Source organism: Occallatibacter sp. (assembly GCF_049510455.1).
Classification (GTDB): domain Bacteria; phylum Acidobacteriota; class Terriglobia; order Terriglobales; family Acidobacteriaceae; genus Telmatobacter.
The window spans coordinates 1-3881 of the sequence record NZ_JBEKYX010000178.1 but is presented as its reverse complement, the minus strand read 5'-3'; the positions used below and the strand labels follow the sequence as shown (position 1 = coordinate 3881).

Below are 3881 nucleotides of genomic sequence, written 5' to 3'. Positions count from 1 at the left end.
CCCGCCGTTCCCTTGCTTGCCGCGCGCAAAGCCCTCTCCATCACAACCCGCATGCCGCGCTCGTCAATGTCCCGCATCGTATAAATCTCCGTTACGCCCGCGCGGCGAAGGTTTTCCCGCTCCGCCGTGTCAATGTCGCGCACGCCGATCAGGACCGTATTCTGAGGCGCAATCTTGGGGCTGTAGTCAAACAGATTCGCCAGCCGCTCCGGCCCCAACCCCAACAGCGCAGCCAGCGGCATTCCATGAACGTTGCCGGAGAGCGAAGACTCCGGCGTATTGATGTCCGTGTGCGCGTCAATCCAGATCACACCGATCTTCTGATCCTGCCTGCGATAAAACTCCGCAACGCCCGACACGGAACCAGCCGCAAGCGAGTGATCGCCTCCCAGCAGCAGCGGAGTCATGCCATCCCCCAGCGTCTTCACCACGGCTTCCGCCGTGTGCTCGCAGGTTTCCGCAATCTGCTTCAGGTAGCGCGCGCTCTTGCTGCCCAGCGCCTGCGTCTCCGCAATCTCCACACGAATGTTGCCGCCATCCGTCACCTGATGCCCCAGCGCCTCAAGCCGAGCCTCAAGGCCAGCCACACGCATGGCAGAGGGGCCCATATCCACCCCGCGACGGCTGGCGCCCATATCCAGCGGAACACCAAGCACACGAATCTTGCGGACAGGCGCTGCCTGTGGACTTCCATAAGCAAACGTTGGCGTCTTTAAGATGTTTTCACTGCTTCCGGACATACAAACCCGCTCCCATCCTGAAATACGATTCTGAAACATGGTCACGCATGGGCTCTAAACCCAGACCCGCTATTAAAACAGAACCGCACCAAGATTGGTCGGCGGCTTGAACGAATCCTCCTGCGCTCAATGCTCATCTTCCTTGTTTTCTTCAACTTCGTACCCGGCCAAGAAGTTATGTCCGCACGTTATAATGGGGCGAGATAATCGGATTAGGAATGATTGCCGCACCAGCCATTGATTCTCGCGACGGAAGTACACGCCTTCGCTCCGTGGCGGGTTCACGGTCATTCCATCTTTTCGTTCTGCTTCCCTCACTCTTCTTTCTTTGCACGCTGCTCTTCATCGGTCCGGCTCGCCTCGGTGCGCAGGGCTCCACGTCGTTTGACGAACTCGCGCAGCGTGCAGGAGCCGCACGCAACGCCGGGAATCTGCCAGCGGCAATCGATCTCTATCAGCAGGCCGTGCAACAAAAACCGGATTGGGCTGAGGGATGGTTTTATCTCGGCTTGCTCAACTACAGCTCCGATCAGTATGCGAACGCCTCTGCGGCTTTCACCAGTTTCCTTAAGCTCCAGCCCGGCGTTCCGCCAGTCATGGCTTTGCGGGGATTGAGTGAGTTTGACACCCGCGCGTATGACGACGCGCTGCGCGATCTGGAGCAGGCGGTTTTGCATGGCGCGGCCAACGATCCGCACAACGAGCAGATCATTCGCTTCCACTACGCGCAACTTCTTACGCGCGCGGGACGCTTTGACGATGCGATGAAGCAGTACCAGTTTTTTGCCGATCGCCATATCGAAAATTCAGATCTCCTGGTGGGCCTGGGATTGGTTGGAACCAGAACAGCAGTCCTGATGAGCGAGGTCACCACGCAGCAACGGCCCATGCTGGAAGATGTTGGCAAGGCGACCTACACCTTTCTCTCGGGTGACAATGAAGGCGCTCAAAGATTGTTCAATACTCTGTTTACGCAATATCCCTCTTCGCCCCAGCTCTATCTCTTCTACGCAACTCTGCTTTATCGCGACCGCTCCAGTCTCGCCATTGACGCCATCCGCAATGAAGTATCGGCCATGCCGGATAACGGTTATGCGCGCGCGGTGCTGGCTTTCACGTTGATGATTGCCGGACGGTTTGCCGAGGCCAGGCCCGAGGCAGAGAAAGCCGTGGAGCAGAAGCCCGATCTGGAGATGGCGCAGATTGCGCTTGGCAGATGCCTGATTGAAACTGGAATTGCGCCGGGCGATCTCAAGCGCGCAGAGGAGCTGCTCAACCAGGTGCTGGCGCGTGACCCCAACAATCTCGAGGCTCACATGGCCATGGCCGCGCTCTACTCCCGAACCGGACGAAGGGAGGACGAATATCGTGAGCGCATGGCTTGCCTCCGCCTGGAAAAGTAGCCTTCGCATTTTGCTCGCGACTGCGGCTGTCGTCACCGTGCTCCTGCTGCTGAGCGGCGTGCGCCTGGAAGGAACGGCGTCGGCTGGATCGCGCCCATCGGAATCGCACCCATCCAGTTCGCCAAGTGCAGCGGCTACGAGCGCAGGATGCGCACAATGCCATGCGGCAGTCGTTTCATCCTATTCACACGCAGCCATGCAGAATGCGCTTGTGCCGGAGGGCGCTGATCCCGTTCTGAAAGCTCACCCCAGCCTTCACGCGCAGGTGGGCCCTTACTCCTATACCGTCGAATCCAAGGGCGCTGCGCCCACCTACACAGTCTCAGACGGTCAAACTTCACTCACTCTGCCCATTCACTGGATCTTCGGCCAACACTCACACACATGGGTGCTTGAGAAGGATGGAGCTTACTACGAAAGCGCAGTGAGTTACTTCCACCTGGAACAGGCTCTGGGCGCCACCCCCGGCGACGAAAACCTGGAGCTGCACAATCTCACGGATGCCATCGGCCGCAAGGTTTCACAGTGGGAACTTCTGCAATGCTTCAACTGCCATGCCACTCACGCCACCGAGGGCGAGAAGCTGACCTTCGACCGGCTTCGTCTGGGCCTGGGGTGCGAACGCTGCCATGAGGGCTCCGATCAGCACATGTCGGATGCGCTGCACGGCAACTTTACCAGCCGTCCAAAATCGTTGAAGACCATGAACGCCGAGGAAACCTCGGAATTTTGCGGCCAATGCCATCGCACATGGGATATGGCTGTGCGCAACCGCTGGCATGGAGAAGCCGATGTGCGCTTCCAGCCCTACAGGCTGGCAAACAGCAGATGCTTCCTGGGCACAGACCGCAGAATCAGCTGCCTGGCCTGTCATGATCCGCACCAGCCTGAGAGCACCAGCGTCGAGTTCTACGACTCGAAATGCCTTGCCTGCCACGCGACAGCCGAGTCACATGCGGCAACGGCTGAAGCAAAAGAAACAGCCTCAACTGTTGTGGCGAAGACCTGCCCGGTAAGCAAGACAAAATGTATCTCCTGCCACATGCCCAAGGTCACACTGCCCGGCGGCCACGGCGTCTTCACCGATCACCAGATCCGCATCGTACGCGCCGGCGAGGAGTATCCGGACTGATGAAACCAGCTTAAAACCACCTGAAAATCACCCCGTTCGGCTAGTCCGCGACTCCATCCATCGCTTCATCACAATCCATTCGCGAAGCGCCGTTGTCATTGAAGAGAAACCCATGGAACCGAAAAGGCCACCAGCACTAATCGGGGCTGTGTTGAGCATTTGCGCTGCATTGCTGCCGTAGACATCGTGTCTACGGCTGTTGGGGTTCGGAACATAGACGCGCGTTGCCAACATGGAGCCGTCCGATTGAATCTCGGCGTCCATATTTACAGACATTCCCGCGGCAAGAGATGAGAGGCCGCTGATGCCCTGATACGCAGTGCTGCTGTCGACGTTGTATGTCAATGTTATAGGGTGCAGTAGCAACCACATAGTCATCCAGTTGCAACGTGAAACCCGACCCGCTGGCAGAAATAACCGAACCCGAGATGTTCGTTATTTTGCCATTTAAGTAATTCGCCGGCTGCGCCGCAACGGTAATTGGACTAGAGCATTTTCAATTTAAGTGCTTACATATCCGGACGAGGCAAAATAGTTCGCGCATTCTTCGGCGGTGATGGTATCGAGGAGTTTGCCGATTTCCTTCCAGAGTTCTTCAGTGGCTCG

The 3881-nt window shown here is 57.7% G+C and carries 4 protein-coding genes; 2 read left to right on the top strand and 2 right to left on the bottom strand.

Features of this window, described 5'->3' with window-relative positions; translation table 11 throughout:
• Positions 1 to 740 (bottom strand): arginase (locus tag ABSG47_RS20485; protein ID WP_424172303.1); only part of this gene is annotated, 740 nt, incomplete at its 3' end.
• A 218-nt stretch (positions 741 to 958) separates the two neighbouring features.
• Here ABSG47_RS20485 and ABSG47_RS20480 point away from each other — a divergent pair.
• A complete protein-coding gene (locus tag ABSG47_RS20480) occupies positions 959 to 2143 on the top strand; it encodes a tetratricopeptide repeat protein (protein ID WP_424172301.1) in 1185 nt (394 codons plus the stop codon).
• Positions 2109 to 3275 (top strand): multiheme c-type cytochrome, encoded by a 1167-nt coding sequence (locus ABSG47_RS20475; RefSeq protein WP_424172298.1) that lies wholly within the window; start codon positions 2109 to 2111, stop codon positions 3273 to 3275. The genes ABSG47_RS20480 and ABSG47_RS20475 overlap by 35 nt, the downstream gene beginning before the upstream one ends.
• A gap of 27 nt (positions 3276 to 3302) precedes the next feature.
• Here ABSG47_RS20475 and ABSG47_RS20470 read toward each other — a convergent pair whose 3' ends face one another.
• Positions 3303 to 3647 (bottom strand): DUF5666 domain-containing protein, encoded by a 345-nt coding sequence (locus ABSG47_RS20470; protein ID WP_424172295.1) that lies wholly within the window; start codon positions 3645 to 3647, stop codon positions 3303 to 3305.
• Positions 3648 to 3881: the final 234 nt, after the last annotated feature.

What these genes read in the sequence shown, in the direction of transcription:
- ABSG47_RS20480 (WP_424172301.1), top strand. Translation starts at nt 959, where the DNA reads ATGATTGCCGCACCAGCCATTGATTCTCGCGACGGAAGTACACGCCTT.
- ABSG47_RS20470 (WP_424172295.1), bottom strand. Translation starts at nt 3,647, where the DNA reads ATGTGGTTGCTACTGCACCCTATAACATTGACATACAACGTCGACAGC.